Origin of the sequence: Actinomadura barringtoniae, assembly GCF_017573505.1 — a bacterium.
Classification (GTDB): Bacteria; Actinomycetota; Actinomycetes; order Streptosporangiales; family Streptosporangiaceae; genus Spirillospora; species Spirillospora barringtoniae.
In genome coordinates, this window is sequence record NZ_JAGEOJ010000003.1 from 450,909 (window position 1) to 469,220 (window position 18,312).

At 73.7% G+C, this 18,312-nt stretch carries 13 protein-coding genes and 2 pseudogenes; 3 read left to right on the forward strand and 12 right to left on the reverse strand.

Annotated elements, in window-relative coordinates; genetic code table 11:
* Positions 1-44: 44 nt before the first annotated feature.
* Both J4573_RS09025 and J4573_RS09030 read right to left on the reverse strand, forming a co-directional pair.
* The gene (locus J4573_RS09025; protein ID WP_208254819.1) at positions 45-1,397 is read right to left on the reverse strand and encodes a hypothetical protein; all 1,353 of its coding nucleotides are present in this window, start codon (positions 1,395-1,397) and stop codon (positions 45-47) included.
* 66 nt (positions 1,398-1,463) lie between these two features.
* Positions 1,464-1,913 (reverse strand): carboxymuconolactone decarboxylase family protein, encoded by a 450-nt coding sequence (locus J4573_RS09030; protein ID WP_208254820.1) that lies wholly within the window; start codon positions 1,911-1,913, stop codon positions 1,464-1,466.
* Positions 1,914-2,006: 93 nt separating this feature from the next.
* Between J4573_RS09030 and J4573_RS09035 the strand changes: the two genes are divergently transcribed.
* Positions 2,007-3,035 (forward strand): sigma-70 family RNA polymerase sigma factor, encoded by a 1,029-nt coding sequence (locus J4573_RS09035; protein WP_208254821.1) that lies wholly within the window; start codon positions 2,007-2,009, stop codon positions 3,033-3,035.
* 9 nt (positions 3,036-3,044) lie between these two features.
* Here J4573_RS09035 and J4573_RS53815 read toward each other — a convergent pair.
* Positions 3,045-4,163 (reverse strand): annotated as a pseudogene (locus tag J4573_RS53815) (APC family permease); the annotation flags it as partial.
* A 61-nt stretch (positions 4,164-4,224) separates the two neighbouring features.
* Between J4573_RS53815 and J4573_RS09040 the strand changes: the two are divergent.
* Positions 4,225-4,683, forward strand: coding sequence for an Lrp/AsnC family transcriptional regulator (locus tag J4573_RS09040; RefSeq protein ID WP_208254822.1), 459 nt, complete (start codon positions 4,225-4,227; stop codon positions 4,681-4,683).
* A 3-nt stretch (positions 4,684-4,686) separates the two neighbouring features.
* On the opposite strand, the gene J4573_RS09045 is transcribed toward J4573_RS09040, so the two are convergent.
* The 4 genes from J4573_RS09045 to J4573_RS09060 all read right to left on the reverse strand — a co-directional run bounded on the left by J4573_RS09045 (position 4,687) and on the right by J4573_RS09060 (position 8,731).
* A complete protein-coding gene (locus J4573_RS09045; RefSeq protein ID WP_208254823.1) occupies positions 4,687-5,736 on the reverse strand; it encodes a ThiF family adenylyltransferase in 1,050 nt (349 codons plus the stop codon).
* A 72-nt stretch (positions 5,737-5,808) separates the two neighbouring features.
* Complete coding sequence (locus tag J4573_RS09050; protein ID WP_208254824.1) at positions 5,809-7,029, reverse strand: hypothetical protein; 1,221 nt, start codon at positions 7,027-7,029, stop codon at positions 5,809-5,811.
* Positions 7,030-7,031: 2 nt separating this feature from the next.
* Complete coding sequence (locus tag J4573_RS09055; RefSeq protein ID WP_208254825.1) at positions 7,032-7,928, reverse strand: LysR family transcriptional regulator; 897 nt, start codon at positions 7,926-7,928, stop codon at positions 7,032-7,034.
* A gap of 11 nt (positions 7,929-7,939) precedes the next feature.
* A complete protein-coding gene (locus J4573_RS09060) occupies positions 7,940-8,731 on the reverse strand; it encodes an AMP-binding protein (protein ID WP_208254826.1) in 792 nt (263 codons plus the stop codon).
* Between the two features lie 229 nt (positions 8,732-8,960).
* Here J4573_RS09060 and J4573_RS09065 point away from each other — a divergent pair.
* Positions 8,961-9,854, forward strand: a pseudogene (locus J4573_RS09065) (AraC family transcriptional regulator); the annotation flags it as partial.
* 44 nt (positions 9,855-9,898) lie between these two features.
* Here J4573_RS09065 and J4573_RS56910 read toward each other — a convergent pair.
* The 5 genes from J4573_RS56910 to J4573_RS09090 are packed head-to-tail and all read right to left on the reverse strand — an operon-like array spanning position 9,899 to position 18,167.
* Positions 9,899-10,495, reverse strand: a complete 597-nt coding sequence (locus tag J4573_RS56910) for a TetR/AcrR family transcriptional regulator (protein WP_307796561.1) — start codon at positions 10,493-10,495, stop codon at positions 9,899-9,901.
* Between the two features lie 56 nt (positions 10,496-10,551).
* Positions 10,552-11,253, reverse strand: a complete 702-nt coding sequence (locus tag J4573_RS09075; RefSeq protein ID WP_243772669.1) for an ABC transporter ATP-binding protein — start codon at positions 11,251-11,253, stop codon at positions 10,552-10,554.
* Positions 11,246-12,244, reverse strand: a complete 999-nt coding sequence (locus J4573_RS09080) for an ABC transporter ATP-binding protein (protein WP_208254828.1) — start codon at positions 12,242-12,244, stop codon at positions 11,246-11,248. The genes J4573_RS09075 and J4573_RS09080 overlap by 8 nt, the downstream gene beginning before the upstream one ends.
* Positions 12,241-14,913 carry an FtsX-like permease family protein gene (locus J4573_RS09085; protein WP_208254829.1) on the reverse strand — a complete coding sequence of 891 codons (2,673 nt, stop codon included), beginning with the start codon at positions 14,911-14,913 and terminating at the stop codon, positions 12,241-12,243. Before J4573_RS09085 ends, J4573_RS09080 begins: the two co-directional genes overlap by 4 nt.
* Positions 14,910-18,167, reverse strand: a complete 3,258-nt coding sequence (locus tag J4573_RS09090; RefSeq protein WP_208254830.1) for an FtsX-like permease family protein — start codon at positions 18,165-18,167, stop codon at positions 14,910-14,912. The genes J4573_RS09085 and J4573_RS09090 overlap by 4 nt, the downstream gene beginning before the upstream one ends.
* Positions 18,168-18,312: the final 145 nt, after the last annotated feature.

Below are 18,312 nucleotides of genomic sequence, written 5' to 3' on the forward strand. Positions count from 1 at the left end.
ACGGTCACCGTCCCGGCAACATGATCACCACTCGGACAGCGCGATCACCACTCGGACAGGACGAGCGCCTGCACGACCAGGGCCGTGACCACCTGCGCCGCGAGCCAGCCGCGCCCCGGATCGCGGCGCAGGGCCACCAGCGGAACGATCCACGCCGCGTACGGCACCCAGATCCGCTCGACCTCGCCGCGCGTCACCCCGGACACGTCCAGCGCGAGCGTGCCGAGCAGCGCAGCCGCCGCGAGCAGGGCGACCGGCATGCCGGTCCTGATCCGCAGGGACGGCAGCGCGTACGCCACGGCGGGCCCGACGAGCAGCCCCAGTACCGCAAGGTCGGCGACGAGGAAGTACGGATAGGACCGCTGCGCCGACCCCCGGCTGATCGCGTAGGTGTCCTGGGTGGCGGCCACGCCGTCCGGCCACCAGAAGCCCGCGACCGTGAACAGCAGCGGCACGACGACCAGCCCGCACACCCCGGCCGCGATCACCCACCGGTTCGGCCTGATCAGCAGCAGCACGGCGAACGGCACCGCGTACAGCGGCAGCAGCCCGTAGCTCAGGTACGGCAAGGCCCCGAGCAGCAGCCCTCCCCCGAAGGCCGCCGGCCACCACCACCTCTGCGCGCCCACCGCCAGCAGCGCGACGCCCCACGCGCCCACGCCCAGGAAGAACGCGTCCATCGCCGTGGCGATCCACAGCGCCAGCGGGGCGAGCGCCAGGAACGGCACCGCCCGCCGCGCCGCCTGCTCGCCCGCCACGCACCGGACCGTGATCGCGATCGCCGCCACCGCCGACGCCCCCACGGCGATGATCAGCGCCGCCGCCCAGCCGGTCCCCCGCAGACCCACGGAGTCCAGCCCCCAGAACACCAGCGTCGGCAGCGGCGGATGCCCGCGCACGTGCGTCGGGTAGCCGCCGAGCCGTTCGGTGAACGTCCTGAGCCACCCCAGCGGATCGTCGCCGATCGCCGCGAGCCCGGCCGGGTACTCGGTCGGCGCGTTCAGCGGCCGGGCCAGTGCGCCCAGGCCGTCCGTCAGGGCCAGCGCGACGGCCCAGACCGCCCCCGCGGCCCAGCCCACACCCAGCACGGCCGCCCACGACAGCCTCCGTACGAGCCACGGCAGCCCGGCCACCAGCAGCACGCCGATCCCCGCCACCGGCAGGATCTGCCAGGTGAGCAGGCGGGACTCGGCGTGCAGCGGCGGCAGTTCGTCCTCGGTGGCCAGGCCGTTCCGCCGCAGGACCTCCCCCACGGCGAACGATCCCGCGATGAGCAGCGCCCACGCGCCCACCGCCAACCAGCCGGCCCACCGGGCCCACCAGGCCCGCCCGGTCCGCTCAATCCGCTCGGCCCGTCCGGTCGGCTCGGTCGGCTCGATCCGCTCCTTGAGCAACACCCAAGCGACGCTACCGACGGTGACCGCCGTCAACTCTTACGAACTTCTGACGGCTGTCGCCCCCGCTCACCAGGTCTTTCCGGCCGGTTCCTTGATCGTGCGGTTGATCCGGTTGAAGAAGTTGGTCAGCGCGATCTCCAGGATGATCGCGGACAGCTGCTTGCCCTCGAAGTGGGCGGCGGCCGCGTCCCAGATCTCGTCGGTCACGCCCGGCGACCCGTCCTGGATCCGGGTGGCGGCCTCGGCCAGCGCCAGCGCAGCGCGTTCCGCATCGGTGAAGAACGGCGTCTCGCGCCAGGCGGCCACCGCGTGCAGGCGCTCGTCGGTCTCCCCCTGCTTCTTGGCCGAGGCGATCCCGGCGTAGACGCACGGGCTGCACCCGTTGATCTGGCTGGCGCGCAGATGGACCAGCTCCAGGACCAGCGGATCGACCCCGCCGGAGTGGATCTCCTTGTTGAGCTGCTGGATCGCGTTCATGAGGTCGGGAGTGGCCGAGCTCTTCAGGCGTGCTTCCATCGTTCTTGCTCCTCATCGGTCGAGCGGTCGTTACCTGTGTCCGTTCAGGCACGTCATGACCGATGACGGAGCGGATTCGAGAAAGGTAACAAGATGCCCGACAGGGAGCCCCTGGCCGAGGCGTTCGAGGCGCAGCGGGGCCGGCTCGGCGCGGTCGCCTACCGGATGCTCGGATCGCACGCCGACGCCGAGGACGTCGTCCAGGAGGCCTGGCTGCGGCTCAGCCGCCAGGACGCGACGACGATCGACAACCTCGGCGGCTGGCTCACGACCGTGGTCGGCCGGATCAGCCTGGACACGCTGCGGTCGCGCCGCCGCCGCGACGAGGCCTCCTACGACGACCCGCCGGCGGGCCTCGTCGTGACGGCCGCCGACAGGCCCACGCCGGACGAGGAGGCGGCGCTCGCCGACTCGGTCGGGCTGGCGCTCATGGTCGTACTGGAGTCGCTGCGGCCGAACGAGCGGCTCGCGTTCGTGCTGCACGACCTGTTCGCGGTGCCGTTCGAGGAGATCGGGCAGATCCTCGGCAAGTCCGCGGGCGCCACCAAGATGCTCGCCAGCCGCGCCCGCGCGAAGGTGCGCGCGACCGAGCGCGACACGGTCGGGGGACGGGATCGGTGGCGGGTCGTGGACGCCTTCCAGACCGCGGTGAGCACCGGCGATTTCGAAGGGCTGCTACGCGTGCTCGACCCCGAGGTGAAGCTGGCCGTCGACACCCCCGGCGGCGTGGTCGTCACCATCGGCGCCACCAAGGTCGCCTCGGGCGCGACGGCGTTCTCCGGGGCGACACTGCGCTACCGGGAGGTCCTCGTCGACGGGCTGCCCGGCTTCGTCTCCTGGCGCGAGGACGGGACGCCGATCTCGATCCTGGCGTTCGAGGTGACCGGCGACCGGATCACCAAGATCACGGCGATCGTGGATCCGGCCAAGCTCGCGTCCGCCGCCCCGCCCGACCCGCCCGCCCCGCCCGGCCCGCCCGGCCTGCCTGGCCCGCCCGACCCGGCGTACCAGGAGGCCGAGGAGGTACTGGCACGCCAGGGCGAGCGGAGCCAGGAGGTAGGCGCCGCAGGAGAGCAGGACGGCGGCGGTGAACACGGCCGCCACGAGGGCGAAGGTGCGTGAACGACCGGTGAGGATGCGCACGGCGGCGGCCATGGCCAGGGCCGTGACCGACGCCAGGCATGCGGCCGTGATGCGCATCAGGGGGTCGAGGCCCAGGCCGCTGACGACGACGAACGTCGTGAAGACGACGGTCATGGCGCCCAGGAGGCCGAGGCTGCGGCGGGGCACGGCCCCTGGCTCGGCGCCCGGCGCGAACCAGGTGGGCAGGACCCCGTCACGGGCCAGCGCCGCACCCAGGCGGGCGCTCCCGGCGACATAGGTGTTGATGGCGGTGAAGCTGAGGACCAGGGCGATGACGGCGGTCACGGGCCGCGCGATCGCACCGAAGCCCTCCTGCAGGAGCAGGGCCAGCGGAACGGGTGAGGACTCGGCCCTGGCCCCGAGGACGCCGGTCACGGTGATCGTCAGGCCCAGGTAGAGGGTGCCGACGATCAGCAGGGTCAGGGCCGTCGCGCGGGGCAGGAGGCGGGCGTCGGTGAACTCGGCCGACAGGTGGCTGACGGCCTCCCAGCCGACGAACGCGAAGAACAGCACACCGGCGGCGTGCGCGACGCCGAGGCCGCCGTGCGGGGCGAACGGGGTGAAGTTCGCGGAGTCGAGCTTGGGCGAGGCGACGACGATCGCGGTCACCAGAAGAGCGGCCAGGCCCATCATGAGGATCAGCTGGATGCGGCCGGAGAAGTGCAGGCCCACCCGGTTGGCGGCGAACGCGGCCGCCATCAGGGCGACGGCGACGGTGACCGAGGCCGGGCGGCCGCCGCCGATGGTCGCCGCCACGTAGTCGCCGCCGATCAGCGCCCCGGCCAGCGTTCCGACGGGCAGCACGGCGAAGAACCACCAGCCGACGACCGCGCCCGTACGGGGCCCGAAGGCGCGGGTGACGAACGCGGCGGCACCGCCGCCGTCGGGATGGCGGGCGCCCAGTGTCGCGAACGTCATCGCCACCGGAACGCTGAGCGCCAGCAGGCCCGCCCAGGCCAGGATCGAGGCCGGGCCGGCGGCCGCGGAGGCCAGATGGGGCAACGCCAGCACCCCGGGCCCGAGGACCGAACCGACCAGCATCGCGGTGCCCGCGCCGAGCTTCATACATCCCCCGTTTGTTCGCCTCAGTGCCGGAAACATAGCCATGTGAGGCAACAGGAAGACGCTCAGATGAACGTATGGTCGGAATCAGAGCGATAATCCGGTCATGGACGAACTTGATTCGGAGATCGTGCGGCTCCTCCAAACGGATGCGCGGCAGTCCAACCGGGAGCTGGCGCGGCAGCTCGGCATCGCGCCGTCCACCTGCCTGGAGCGGGTGCGGGCGCTGACCCGGCGCGGGGTGATCCGCGGCTACCACGCCGACATCGACCTCGCGGCGCTCAACCGGGGCGTTCAGGCGCTGGTGTCGATCCAGGTGCGGCCGCTCAGCCGGTCGGTGCTCGACACGTTCAAGGAGTTCGCCGCCGGGCTGCCCGAGGTGATCAGCATCTTCGTGCTGTCCGGGGGCGACGACTTCCAGCTGCACGTGGGGGTGCAGGACCTGGACCACCTGCACGCGTTCCTGCTCGACCGGCTCAGCAAGCGCAAGGAGATCGCCGGCTTCCGCACCTCGGTGATCTTCCAGGAGATGAGCAAGCCGACGCTGAGCCGCCTGGAGAGCTGACGCCTAACGGCCAGGGGCGAGGGCGCACACCGGGCAGCCGGGGTCGCGGGTGAACGGCTGCCGCTCGGGCACCAGCCCGGTCTTCAGGTCCAGAACGATGTTGGCTCCGGCGGCGCGCGGCTCCTCGAAGCGGGTGAGGTAGCGGAGCGCCTCGTACGCCACGAGCGAGCCGAACTGCATGGTGAGCGGGCCGATGAGGGCGTTGGTGAACGGCCGTTCCCGGACCATCCGCTGGGCGGGCGTCGGCTCCGGCTCGTTGCAGCGCAGGCACGGGCTGCGTCCCGGATCGACCGAGCAGTAGATGAGCTGGGTCCGCATCATGCCGCCGGTGACCAGCGGGACGCCCGCGCGCACGGCCACCTCGTTCACCCACAGATGCGAGCCGGCCTCGCCGTCGAGTCCGCCGACGATGACGTCGACGTCGTCGGTCAGATCGGTGAGATCGTCGACGCCCTTGATCCAGCGGTCCACCACCCGGACCTCGATCGCCGGGTCGAAGTCGCGGACCCATGCGGCGGCCCGTTCGACCTTCGACCGGCCGACGTCGGCGTGCCGGTACAGGAACTGGCGGCTGAAGTTGCGCGGGCGCACCTCGTCGGAGTCGACCAGCGTGAGCGCGCCGACGCCGAGACCCGCAAGGCACGGCACGATCTGGGAGCCTCCGCCGCCGACTCCCAGCACCAGGACGCGCGACTCCCGGAGCTTGCGCACATAGCCCGCGCGCGACCGTTCCAGATCGGCGAACGAGCCGAAGAACGACAGGTTGGACGCGTGCCGTTCGTCCAGTTCGGGATCGCCGAGACTCCGTTCGTCGGCACGCTCCAGGAGGCCGAGCGAGGCCAGCCCGTCGAGTCCCTCCTGAACGTCCTCTTCCGCTTCACCCAGCGCCGCCGCGAGATCGGCGGCCGTCCCGGGCTCGCGACGCAGCCGAGCCAGGAGCGCGGCGACGCGCCCGTCGGGATCGGCCAGGGTGATCGCCTCGCGCGGGTCGGCGACGAGCACCAGCTCGCCGCCGACCGGCTCCCAGACGCATTCCTTCAGCGCGACGCGCATGGGATGGGAGGGACTACTGGTTGGCCGCGCCGCTCGTGGCCTTGATCGGCTCGACCTTCTTGACTTCGATCTTCATGGCGATCTCCTCTCGAAAGCGGTGCCGGTACGCAAACGATCATGCCTCAGGAGATCAAGGGACGCCAGGGCCAGCACAAAGACCCAGGGGCCGAAGAAGACCAGCGAGCCACCGAGCGCCGACCAGAACGTCCAGCCGCCCGGCGAGCCCGACAGCCCGTCCACGGCCCAGTGGAAGACGGGCGGGATCGTCGGCAGCGGGAAGGCCACGACCCACGCCGCGACGACCAGGAACCCTGCCACCCACAGCCAGCGGAACCACCGGCCCACGCGCAGATCGGCGGCAGCGGCGGCGTTCAGCTCCTCGGTCTCCGCCGCGTTCAGCCGCCCGAACGTGCTCCGCAGCATCAGCGTCTTGACCCGCCACAGGTTGCGGCAGCCGGTGAGGGTGACGAGCACCGCGTAGAGGTCGGTGCGCAGGAAGACCATGCACTGCCACGCCAGCTGCGACACCAGGAAGAACGCCCACGCCGCCATCAGCGCGTCCAGTTCCCCGCCGCCCGCGTTCTGCCGTACGACCAGCACGCAGCACAGCACTACCGAATCGATCGCCATCCCCGCCAGCAGCGGCCCGAGACGCCTCCGGCGCGGCAGCGTCCACAGCTGCGAGAGGTCGGTCTCGAAGACCAGGAAGACCACGCGCCGATCGACTCCGAAACGCGCGGGCACTCCCGCCGCCCGTGCCGCCAGCCAGTGCCAGCACTCGTGCACGGCCATGACGGCGAGCGCGAACGGGTAGAGCGCCAGGATGCTGAGGCCGATGTCGTCGAAGACGAACGCGTCCCGGCCGGGCCGCGGCCACAACGACGGCGACCAGGCGATCATCACCACGTCGACGACCACGCACAGCGCGTAGAACGTCCACGCCACCCGCCCGAACAGCGGCCGGGCCAGCTCAGGCCGCACGCCTCGCAGCCACCCCCGTGCCTGGATCGGCGCGCTCCGGCGAGCCTCGGCCTCCCGCTCGACCACCTCGGTCTCCAGGAAGCCGAGCTCGCGGAGCGTCTCGACGAACTCGGGGATGTCGACCGGCTCGCCCGCGAAGTCCTCGGCCTCGCGTGCCGCCTCCGCCGCCGAGGCGCCGCGCCGCAAGGCCTCGATCACGACGCCGCCGACCTCGGGCATCGCGACGAACGTGCCGGTGGCGGGGTCGCCGACCAGGATCTCGTCGCCTTCCTTGACCAGGCTCAGCGGCCGGAGCCGTACCGCGTCGTCCATCGTCAGTCAGTCGGGGAAGGCAGGTGCGCACGAGCGCGGGCGATGAGCGCACGAGCGGCCGGGCTGATCGGGCCTTCCGCACGCCAGGCCAGTGCGATGCGTCCGCGCAGCCGGGCCCCGGCGATGGCCAGCGGGTGAACGCGGCTGTCGGGGTGGCGGGCGGCGACCTCGGGGAGGATGGCGACGCCGAGACCGCGTTCGGCGAGGCGCGCGAGCGTGGGCGGATCGCTGGCCTCGAACGCGACGCGCGGCTTCACGCGTGCCGCCGCACAGGCCTCGTCGAACACCATCCGCAGGCCCGTGCCGCGCGGCAGGCAGATGAGCGCCCGCTCCTCCAGCTCCGCGAGCGTGATCTCGTCTCGTCCGGCGAACGGGTCGTCCCGCGCGACGGCCGCGACGACCGGGGTATCGATCACGACCTGGATGTCGAGCCCGGGCGGGTCCTCCGAGCCGAGGCTGACGATCGCGAGGTCGAGCCCACCGGCCCGCAGCCCGTCCATCAGCTCGGTCGTGAGCCCTTCCTCGGTCAGCGTGATCTCCACGTCCGGATGGTCCCGATGGAATCCGGCGAGCAGCCCGGGCATGTCCAGGACCGTCATCGAGTCGACGGCCCCGATCGTGACGTGACCGCGCAACAGCCCCGCGAACTCATCGACGGCACCACGTACGGCGGCCACCGACGCGAGCGCGGCCCGCGCGTGCGGCAGGACGGCGGCGCCCACCTCGGTGAGCTTGACGCCGCGGCCCGAACGGTCCAGCAGCGGCTGGCCGAGCTCGCGTTCCAGCTGGCGGATCTGCGCGCTCACGCCGGGCTGGGCCACGTGCAGCCGGTCGGCGGCCCGGGTGAAGCTCGCCTCCTCGGTCACCGTCACGAAGTACTCAAGCTGCCGCAGCTCCATGGGCGATCACGCTAGCCCGTCCTCACCACCGTGCGCAGTGCCGACAGATCGGCGCCGCGCAGGCGCGCGGCCAGCAGCGGGTCCAGGCAGGCGGCCGTCACGCCGTGCCGCGCGATCAGGCGCCCGGCCTCGCCGGCGGCGTACGAGCGCATCGTCACGACGGTGGCGCCCGCACGAAAGCCCTGCATCGCCCACCACAGCCCCGGAACGCGCAGCCCCGGGGTGCCGAGAAGACTCACGTCTCCGGGCCTCAGCCCAAGGTCGTCGGGTGCGCTGAGCAGGCCGCCGTGCGTGAGCACCGAGACCGCACCGTCCTGCCACACCCCCACCAGCGGCCCGTCCGAACGCACGGGCAGGTCGCTGTCGAGGATGCTCTTCCAGGACGCGAAGTCCGCGAGCGGAACGACCCGTCCCCCGCATCCGGCCTCCTCGACGACGTCCATCAGCTCCTCGTCGGCGAGGACCACGATCGGCTCGGCCGCCGCGAGACCGCGGACCGCCTCCTCCGGAGAGGTCCGCCGATCGATCGGCACCAGGACCGCGCCGGTCTTGGCGCAGCCGAACAGCACCTCGTAGAAGTGCTCGGTCTCCCGGCCGAGGTAGGCGACCCGCGTGCCGGGACCGGCGCCGGCCGCGCGCAGCGAACGCGCGGCGCGGTTGCTCTCCCGGTGCAGTTCGCCGTAGCCGACCGGCCAGCCGTCGCAGATCAGCGCGGCCTGGGTGGGCGGTCCGCCGGCATGATCGGCGAGCACCGCGTGGATCGTCGTCTGGTCCGCCGCTATTGGCGGGTGGCCAATGAGCATTTAGTGTCCCGTTCATGGGCCGGTCAGCGGATGGTGCATCGCCAACGCTATGAACGGGCGGCAGGGTCGGGACATGCGAGAAGCGGACGGGTTCGTGGGAGTTGCGGCCAGAGGTGCGGCCAACGTCGCCGCCAACGCCGCCGCAGGCGTCGCGGCAGGCGTCGCGGCCGGCGGGCCGCGCGGGGTGGCGAGCGCGGCGCTGCTGACGCGGCTGGCCGCCGAGCACGGCATGCCCGCCGAACGCTGCCTGCACGGCACCGGCCTGGCCCCGGCCACGCTGAACGATCCGGAGGCCGAGATCACCGCCGACCAGGAGCTGACCCTGATCGCCAACCTCGTCGCCGGGCTCGGCCACGTTCCGGCGCTCGGCCTGGAGGCGGGGCGGCGCTACCACCCGACGACGTTCGGGCTCCTGGGGCTGGCCGCGATCAGCAGCCAGACCCTCGGGCAGGCGGTCACGATCGGGGTGCGCCACTTCGACCTGACGTTCGGCTTCTCGCCGTTCGTGCCCGAACGCGTCCCGGGCGCCCTCCGCGCGATGATCGACGACCATGCCGTCCGCGAGACGCACGGCGAGGAGGTCGCGAGGTTCCTGGCCGAACGGGACCTGGCCGCCGTCGTCACGTTCATCCGCGACCTCGCCGGGCCGGACGCGGCGCTGGATCAGGTGGCCTTCCGGCACGCCGAGCCGCCCTACGCCGACCGCTACGTGGAGGTCCTCGGCGTGCGCCCGGCGTTCGGGCAGCCCGCCACGTTCGGCGTCGTCGGCACCCGCACGCTGAGCGCGCCGCTCCCCCAGGCCGACCCGGCCACGGCGGCGCTGAGCCTGCGTCACTGCGAACGCCAGTCATTGGACCGTGCCCGGCAGCGCAGCCTGTCCGACCGGATCCGTCTCGACCTGGGCCGCCGCCTCGAATCGGGACGCGGCCTCGCCACGCAGGCGGAGACGGCCGCGCGGCTGAACATGAGCGAACGGTCGCTGAGGCGGCACCTGCAGGCCGAGGGCCACTCCTACAGCGACCTCATCGACGAGTCCGCCGAGCGGGCGGCCCGCAGGCTGCTCGCGACCGGCCGCACGGTCGAGTCGGTCGCGGCCATGCTCGGCTACTCAGGGACGTCCAGCTTCACCTACGCGTTCAAGCGCTGGACCGGCACCACACCCGGCGCCTACGCCCGCGCCACCGCGTCGCTCGCCGGCAGCACGTCCCCGGCCGACAGCAGCTCACCGGCGACCTGGAGGAGCGCCGCCCGCTTCTCCTCCGGCGGCTCCGGGAACTCGCGCGAGGCGAACGTGCCGAAGTAGACGGTGAAGAGCGCGCCGATCGCGCGGATCCGATCGACCAGGCCGGCGTCGTCGTCGCTGAGCAGCCCGCTCATGGCGTGCATCCGGGTCTTGAAGCTCTCGCCCACGCTCAGCGCCCGCAGCGCGGCCTGGTTCTCCTGCATGAACCGGATGATCTGCTCGGCGTCGACGAGCGCGTCGGTGAGGCGGCCGAGCATCTCCATCCTGGTCTCGGCGGTGCGCGGCTGCGTCTCCGCCCAGGCGATCAGGTCGTCCATCGGCGCGGTGAGGCGCTCGACGAGCGCGACGACGATGTCCTCTTTGGTCTTGAAGTGGTAGTAGAGAGCCGCCTTGGTAACCTCGAGCCGCTCGGCGATCTCGCGGAGCGAGGTCTGGTCGTAACCGCTGTCGAGGAAGAGTTCGAGCGCGACGTCCTGAATGCGCTGGCGCGTGTCCGTGCGGCGCGTCTGCGTCTTGGCCACCGTCAGCCTCCTGCCGTTCCGGGCCGAGACTCCAGTCTAACTTACTTGACGGCCGGTTAGTTTGTGATCTGCGCCCCTACCTCGGTGATCATGCCGTCGTTCAGATCCAGCACCCGGTCGGCCACGTCCAGCAGCGCCCGGTCGTGCGTGGCGACCAGCACGGTCACGCCCTCGCTCCGCGACACCGCCCGCAGCAGCGGCATGATCGCCCCGGCCGTCTCCGAGTCGAGCTGGCCGGTCGGCTCGTCGGCCAGCACCAGCCGGGGCCTGGCCGCCAGCGCGCGGGCGATCGCGACCCGCTGCTGCTGGCCGCCCGACAGCTCGTACGGCCGCTGCGCCGCGTGCTCCTCCAGGCCGACCAGCCTCAGCAGGACGCGGACCCGCTCGTCACGCTCGGACGGGGCCATCCGGGCCAGCCGCAGCGGCACCTCCACGTTCTCGGCGGCCGACAGCACCGGGATCAGCCCGAACGACTGGAAGACGAAGCCGATCACCTCCCGGCGCAGCCGCAGCCGGTCGTCCTCGGCCATCCCGTTCACCTCGCGCCCGGCGATCCGGACCGTACCCGCGTCCGGGGCGTCCAGGCCGCCGATCAGGTTGAGCAGGGTGGACTTGCCCGATCCCGAACGTCCCCGGATCGCGACCAGCTCGCCCGTGCTCGCGGTGAACGAGACGCCGCGCAGCGCCGCCACCTCGATCCGTCCCGTCCGGTAGGTGCGGGTCAGCCCCTCGACCGCGACCATCGGCTGCTCATCCATCGCCGTCCTCCCCTTCCGCCTCGCCCGGCCCCGACCCGGGCTCGGGTCCGCGGCGGCGGCCGGGCTCGCGGCGGCGGTCGGGCCAGACGCCGACGTGGTCGTTCTCCAGCTCCAGCCGCACGCGGTCCCGCATGTCCAGCGCCTCGGTGAAGTCGCGCGGAAGCTGCACGCGCCCGGCCCGGTCCAGCACCGCGTACTCCTCGCTGACCCGGGTGCCGTCGGTGTCGTCGCGGCGCCGGATCTCGCTGCTGGTGCGCCCGTCGCGGATGCCGACCGTGCGGTCCACCTGCTCGGACACCTGCGCGTCGTGGGTCACCACGACCGTGGTGGTGCCGAGCTCGGCGTTCACCCGGCGCAGCGCGTCGAAGACCTCGGCGGCGGTCGCGGTGTCGAGCTCGCCCGTCGGCTCGTCGGCGAGCACGACCTGCGGCTCGCACGCCACCGCGACCGCGATGGCGATCCGCTGCTGCTGCCCGCCCGACAGCTCGCCCGGACGGCGGCGCGCGCAGTCGCCCACGCCGAGCATGTCCAGGAGCTCGGCGGCCCGCGCGGCACGGGCCCGCCTCGAACGACCGCCGAAGCGCATCGGCAGCTCGACGTTCTGCTCGGCGCTGAGGTAGGGCAGCAGGTTGCGCGAGGTCTGCTGCCAGACGAAGCCGACCCGTTCGCGGCGGAACTGCAGCCGCTGCCGGGACTTCATGGTGAGCAGGTCTGCCCCGGCCACCCGCGCCACCCCGGCGGTCGGCACGTCCAGGCCGGACAGGATGTTGAGGAGCGTGGACTTGCCCGAGCCCGAGGCCCCGACGATGGCCACCATCTCGCCCGCCCCGACGAGCAGGTCCAGTCCCTGGAGCGCGACGACCTCGATGCCGTCGGTCTTGTAGATGCGGACCAGGTTGTCGCACACGATGTGGGCGTCCGCGCCGTAGACGGGGCGCTGCTCCCGCGCGGCCCGCCGTTCCAGTTCGGCGAGGTCGGGTGTCTCGGTCATGGGCTGTTCCCCGTTCTCAGCGCTCCGGCAGGGCCGCGGCGGCGCGCGGCGGAGACTGCGTCGACGACGGCGGCGAGTGCGGCCGCCAGGACCAGCGCCCCGGCGGGCGCGAGCAGCGTCACCGGTCCCGCCAGGTGGCGGGCGGCGGCGACGCCGTGGGTGTAGGGGCGCAGGTCGACCAGCGGGCCGAGGATGCCCGGCAGCGCGAGGCCGAGCGCCCAGCCGGCCACGACCGCGCAGCCGATCGCCGGCGCGATCTCCAGGACGGCCAGGCCACGGCTCTGCCGCCGGCTCAGCCCGAGCACTTGCAGGTGAGCGACGAGGCGGCGTGCACGCGCCTCGACGAGCAGCATCAGCAGCAGGGTGAGGGCCCCGTACGCGGCGACGACGATCCCGGCGCGGGCGAACTGGTCGCGGACGACCTTGGTGAGCGGTACCCCGGTCAGCTCGTTCAGCACGGCGGTCCGCGTCCACACGTACCGGCCCTGCAGGCTGCTGCTCGCCCACAGCGGCGTGGCCGAACGCGCGGTCGCCTCCAGCGTCTTCTGGTCCAGGCCGCGGCCGCGGATGAAGATGGTGGTCGGGAAGCGGTCCGACCCGGCGAGCAGCCCGTACGGGATGATCACGTACGACGGGCCGAGGTCGGGCCCGGGGAAGCGGGACGCGACGCCCGCCCCGCGGACGGCGATCGGCTGCACCCCGCTCGGCCAGCGCACCTCCATGCGGCCGTTCCCGACCTCGCGCGCCGCAGCCGGGGACAGCAGCGCGCCCATCGGGTCGCCCGGCGCGGCCGGGACCAGCCGTGCCGCGCCGCCCGCCATCCGCCGGTACGCGTTCAGGTCGACCGCGACGACGTTGACGCCGGTCGAGCCGGTAGCCGATGTGAGTTCCGCGCTCAGGACCGTGCGGGCGGGCGTGACGGCGGTGACGCCGCGCAGCGCGCGCAGCTTGGTGAGGACGCCCGGGTCCATCCCGTCGTTCTGGATCCTGGCGTCGGCGCCCACCTCGTAGGCGGTCGCGCGTCGCTGGGCGTCGCGCAGCGCGGCGTCCACGGTCACCGCGAAGCCCGCGACCGCCGCCACGAGCAGCAGCACGACCAGCGGGAGCGCGGCGGACCCGCCGCGGCGTCCTGCGTGGGCGACGCCCAGGAAGCCGACCGCGGAACGGCTGCGGCGCAGCAGCCTGCCGAGCAGCCGCAGCGGGTACGGGTAGGCGCGCAGGACCAGCAGCCCGAGGGCGATCGCCAGCAGCACCGGAACGGCCGCGATCAGCGGATCGGTGCCGAGCCGCGCCTGGCCGGACAGGGCGCGCTGCCGCGACAGCGCCACCCCGGTCACCGCCAGCACGACCGCCAGCCCCTCCAGGACCAGGCGCCGCTTGGACGGCCGGGCGGTGGCCAGGTCCGCACGCCGGTCGGCCTGCCCGGAACGTTCGCGGACGCCATGGTCCAGGACGACCAGCGCCACCGGCAGCGCCAGCACGACCAGCCCCAGCGCGCCCGTGAACACGATCGACGATCGCTGCTGCGGCCCGCCGTTCAGCAGCCGGCCCAGCCCGTATCCGGCCACCGCCGCCGGTACGACCGCGAGCGCGGCCAGGCCGCACGCCGTCGCCGCGAGCTGATGGATCGCCGCGCCCCGCGCCCGCATCAACGCCAGGATCGGGCGGACGCGGTCGGTGAGGAGCCCGGCGGCCAGCAGCATCACCCCGGCGGCGGCCGCGGCCAGCCCCGCCAGGACCAGGCTGAGGATCACACGCGCGACACCGAGCTGCTCCGGCTGGTCGGCCAGCCGCTGGCTGATCTGCGTGACGACCTTCCAGCCCAGGACCGGGCTGCCCGCCGCGGCCCGCGACCTGAGCGCCTCGACGTCGGTCGGCAGGTGCCCGGCCCGTTCGCTGGTGACCAGCGAGGCGCGCACCGGGAAGCGCCAGGAGTAGGTCAGCTGCAGGTCGGGTCCGCGCGTCAGGGCCCGGTAGCCGGTCGCGTCGATCAGCATGGCCCCGACGTCCACGACCGTGCGCTCCCGCCCGACCTCCATCTGCCTGGAGGTGACCAGGTCCTGCCGGGTGCGCCAGAACGGGTCGGCGGCGTTCAGCGGCTCGTAGATCCCGCTGACGCGGACGCGCAGCGGCTCGCCGGAGCCCGCGAGGGTCAGCTCGGTCCCGGGCCGGTAGCCGAACGCGGCGGCGGCCTTCTTCCCCAGCGCTACCTGGAGCACGTCGCCGGGCGACGCCCCGGTCGCCGGCGCATCGCCCGCGACGTAACGGACCCGGCCACCGGCCTCCACGTCCCAGGACACGTTGAACAGGCGGCGGCGCAGGGCCGGGCGCGGGACCACGTCGAGCATGGCGGCCGTGCTCACGGCGGCCTCGGCAGGACCGGTCACCGCCCTGAGGTCGGGCGGCAGCAGCCCCTCGAAGCGCGCCGACAGCGCGGAGATCCGGTTCGGGTCGGCCGCGATGCCGCTGCCGCCGCCGGACGAACCGAGGGTGTTCTCCACGACCACGTCGGCGTCGTCGCCGATCGCCGTGGCGGCGGCCCGGTCGTAGCCCGCCGCCACTCTCGCCGGGACGTCGGCCGTGAGCAGCGCGGTGATCAGTGTCAGCACGGCCAGCGCGACGATCGGCGCCCATTGCGTGCGGACCAGCCGCCGCCAGGGCCCGCTCACCGGTCCTCACCCGCCCTCAGCGTCCCGGCCACCACGTTCCGCCGCAGCACGAGGACGGTCACGGCCAGCACCAGCCCGAGCAGCACGGCGACCCCGGCGAGCACCGCCAGCACGATCGGCCATCGCACGACCAGCTCGGCGGGCGGGTAGGGCGGCGCGGCCTGAACGGTCAGCACGACGTGCGGCACGACCAGGCGCGCCACCGCCAGTCCCAGGACGAGGCCGCCCAGCAGCCCGATCGCGATGAGGAACGTCTGCTCGACGGCCAGCATCGCGGCGACCTGCCGTTCGGGCACGCCGAGGGCGCGCAGCACCGAGAACTCGCGGGCCCGTTCGCGCGCCGCGACCGCCGCGTTGACGCTGAACGCGATGACGGCGAACGCCAGGGCCGCGCCGAAGCCCATCACCAGCGCGCCCTGCAGCGCGGCGCCGAGCGGGGCGTCCCGGAGGCGGCGGTGCAGCTCGACGCGGTCGCCCGCGACCTGGCCCCACTCGCGGTGCGCGGCGAGCGCGGCGGCGGCCGGGGCGGTGCGTTCGCCGGTCACCGAGGCCCACCATTCGCGTGGCGGGTCGACGGCGTCGCCGCGCGCGAGCCTGCGTTCGGCGAGGGTCGGCAGGTCCACGAGCGCGGCGGGACGTCCGGGCGGGGTCGCGGGCAGCGCGGGCACGATGCCGATGACCTTCACGGGCTGGTCGCCGTCGGACATCCGGATGCTGACCGTGCCGCCGACGCCGACCTCGGCGCGCTGGGCCAGCTCGCGGGTGATCACGCCGGGCACGGGCGTCCGCGCCTCGCTCGGGACCGGCGCCGTTCCCCGCGAGACCAGCACGTTCACGACGGCGCCGCCGCTGCCGGACTTGTAGTCCAGCCCGTTGGTGAGATCGGGAAGGGTCACGGCGGGCATGCCGCCGCCGCCCGTGACCGTGACTTCCTGGGCGGGGTTGCCCGGGAGGTCCAGGAAGGCGCCCCATCCCGCCCCCGCGGGCGCGGTCGCGTTCCCGGTGCCGTCGCCGCGCACCGAGCGCACCTCCAGGTTCAGCTGCCTGAAGAACGGGTTGTCGTCGTAGGCGAAGCCGAACCCGCGCACTGACAGCGGGTAGGTGATGATCCCGCCCGGCCCGGCGAGGTCGGCGGCGTTCACCGCGTACGTGCGGGTGCCGCCGTCGGGGATCGCGCCGGGCAGTCCCACCCGGTGGAACTGCCCGCGCCCGTCGGCGATGGTCACGCTGACCTGGAACGTCCCGAAGCTCGCATCGGGCTTGATCGCACCCGGCGGGACCGACAGCCGCAGCCCGATCAGCACCCGCCGCGGCCGCCCCGGAACCGCCAGCAGCGGCGTCTCGGGCCTCGACCGCGCCAGCCCGGCGAGGTCGAGGTCGCGGGTGAGGCCGTGCCGCACCCTCAGCACCCGGCCGAACGCCCGCGCGTCCACGCCGAGCAGCGTGCCGGGGCTGGTGCCGACGGTGAAGTCCTGACGGCTCACGGCGGTGATCGAGGAGACCCCGGGCAGCGTCGCCAGGCGGCCGCCCTGCCCGAGCGGCGCGGGCGCGCCGGCGAGGCCGTCGGGGACCTCCAGGCGCAGGTCGGCGCCCGTCTGGAAGTCGGCCTGGTCCGCCTGCGACAGCCGCCAGGTCCCCATCGTCACCACCGACAGGACGCCGACGGCCGTCGCCATGACCAGCAGCAGCGCGGGCCCCGCGTACCGCAGCGGGCGCCGGCTCACCTGCCGCGCGCCGAGCACCGGCGCCAGCCCGCGGCCGCCGGAGGTCACCCGTTCGGCGCCGCGCGACAGCACCGGGATCAGCCGCAGCAGCACGACGCCGCCCGCGAGCAGCGCCAGCGCCGGGCCGGAGACGATGAACGGGTCGACGCCGCCGCCCCCGCCGCCGTCGTAGCGGTTGAGCTGCCAGAGCGCGAGCCCCGCGACCAGCAGCAGCGCCGCCTCGACGCCCGAGCCGCGCAGGAACCCGCGGCGGCCACGGCCGAGCCCGGTCGCCACCTCGGCGAACGGCCGGGTCGCCGCGTGCAGCGTCGGGACGGTCAGCACGAACGCGCAGGCCAGCGCGGCGGCGATCGACACGGCGTACAGCGGGGCGAGCGGGCCCGCGTCCAGCCGCAGCCCCGACGCGCGCACGGCCGGGGCCCATCCGGCCGCGCGCAGCAGCGGTCCGGCGAGCAGCGGTCCGAGCACCGCCGCGGGCAGCACGATCAGCAGTCCTTCGGCGAGGGTGAGCCCGCCAAGCCGGCGCAGGCTCGCGCCGCGCGTGCGCAGCAGCGCCACCTCGCCGCGCCGGTGCCCGGCCAGCAGCCGGGCGACCAGGACCAGCGCGTACCCGGCGAGAAGGATGAGCTGCAGGACCGGCATCAGCATCGTCGACCGCGCCACCTGCACCGCGTCGTGCATCTGGACGGTCAGCGCGGGCAGGTTCGACTCGAACGTGAACTGCGTGCCCGGCTCCAGCCGCCGGAAGGTCTCGGCGCCGTGCCGCACCCGTTCGCCGACCGCGACCATGCTCGCCGTGTCCAGCCTCGTCAGGTCCGGCATCACCCGCCAGCGCAGGTAGCCGCCCGAGGTCGTGAACCGTTGCGCGAACGCCTCGGGGCCGACGACGAACGGCCCGTAGGTGGTGTACTCGTGCCGCTCGACGCCGGTCGTGACGAGCCCGTCCCCCTGCCAGATGTAGTCGTCGGCGTTCAGCGGGTGGAACAGCCCGACCACCGTGACGCGGACGGACGCGGAGGTGTCGACGCGCCCGTGCAGGGTCACCCGGTCGCCGACGCGCAGGCGCATCGCGCGGGCGGCGGCGGACGGCAGTACCGCCTCCAGCCCGCTGGTCCCTTTGGCGGGCCAGCGGCCCGCGTCCAGGCGCGCGTGGCCCTCGATCCCCGTGTAGGTCGCGAACGCGGTGAGCTCTGGATGCTCGCGCCGCTCCTGTCCGGGCATGGTGAACGAGTCGCTGCGCACGGCCACCGACACGGTGATCGGCACGCCGCGGTAGACGTCCCGCAGCGCGCCCTCCACCTTGCGTTCGGTGGCGGCGGCCCCGCCGGGCGGAACGGGCGCGGAGACCGCGGCGCCCGCGGACTCGAAGGTGGCGTCGGCGAGCGTGCGGCGCAGCCCCTCGCGGGTGACCGACCCGGCGTACCCGGCGAGCGCGGCCAGCACGGTGGTCGCGAAGAGCGCCGTAGCGCAGGCGGCGAGCACCAGCGCGCGATCAGCCGCCAGCCGCCGCACCACCATGTGCGCCCCCATGACCGCCGATGATCAACCATTGGACCGCATGTCGACAAGAGGCGGAAAAAAGTTCGCGCGTCGGCGATGAGTTCTGAACGGGGCTGCGGTCTACCTCTTCAGAACGCGACAACAACCGGATGCACCCCTGAGCATCCGACACCCC

Excerpts from the sequence above, each read along its gene's own strand:
- J4573_RS09030 (WP_208254820.1), bottom strand. The coding sequence starts at position 1,913 with ATGGAAGCACGCCTGAAGAGCTCGGCCACTCCCGACCTCATGAACGCG.
- J4573_RS09035 (WP_208254821.1), top strand. The coding sequence starts at position 2,007 with ATGCCCGACAGGGAGCCCCTGGCCGAGGCGTTCGAGGCGCAGCGGGGC.
- J4573_RS09040 (WP_208254822.1), top strand. The coding sequence starts at position 4,225 with ATGGACGAACTTGATTCGGAGATCGTGCGGCTCCTCCAAACGGATGCG.
- J4573_RS09045 (WP_208254823.1), bottom strand. The coding sequence starts at position 5,736 with ATGCGCGTCGCGCTGAAGGAATGCGTCTGGGAGCCGGTCGGCGGCGAG.
- J4573_RS09050 (WP_208254824.1), bottom strand. The coding sequence starts at position 7,029 with ATGGACGACGCGGTACGGCTCCGGCCGCTGAGCCTGGTCAAGGAAGGC.
- J4573_RS09055 (WP_208254825.1), bottom strand. The coding sequence starts at position 7,928 with ATGGAGCTGCGGCAGCTTGAGTACTTCGTGACGGTGACCGAGGAGGCG.
- J4573_RS09060 (WP_208254826.1), bottom strand. The coding sequence starts at position 8,731 with ATGCTCATTGGCCACCCGCCAATAGCGGCGGACCAGACGACGATCCAC.
- J4573_RS09075 (WP_243772669.1), bottom strand. The coding sequence starts at position 11,253 with ATGGATGAGCAGCCGATGGTCGCGGTCGAGGGGCTGACCCGCACCTAC.
- J4573_RS09080 (WP_208254828.1), bottom strand. The coding sequence starts at position 12,244 with ATGACCGAGACACCCGACCTCGCCGAACTGGAACGGCGGGCCGCGCGG.
- J4573_RS09090 (WP_208254830.1), bottom strand. The coding sequence starts at position 18,167 with ATGGGGGCGCACATGGTGGTGCGGCGGCTGGCGGCTGATCGCGCGCTG.